This is a genomic window from Neisseria sp. P0001.S005 (genome assembly GCF_051963715.1).
Genome location: NZ_JBQCTZ010001049.1, coordinates 1 through 241, shown reverse-complemented (window position 1 = coordinate 241; position 241 = coordinate 1). Strand labels below are relative to the sequence as shown.

At 51.5% G+C, this 241-nt stretch carries 1 pseudogene; it reads left to right on the top strand.

Annotated features, from left to right (window positions below):
- Nucleotides 1–20 precede the first annotated feature (20 nt).
- Nucleotides 21–241, top strand: a pseudogene (locus tag ACTHSP_RS24020) (Asp-tRNA(Asn)/Glu-tRNA(Gln) amidotransferase subunit GatA); the annotation flags it as partial.

Genomic DNA, 241 nt, shown 5'->3' with positions numbered 1-241 from the left:
TTTATAGAAAGTACGGCACAATGACCGCTTACACGCTCAAACAAGCCAGCAGCCTGCTGCAATCCAAACAAATTTCCTCAGTCGAATTGGCGACCGAATATTTGGCCGCTATTGCTGCGAAAAATCCTGCCATCAACGGCTACGTTACCATCGATCAAGATAAAACCCTTGCTGAGGCCAAAGCAGCCGATGCGCGTATCGCGGCCGGTAATGCAACGGCTTTGACCGGTGTGCCGGTTGC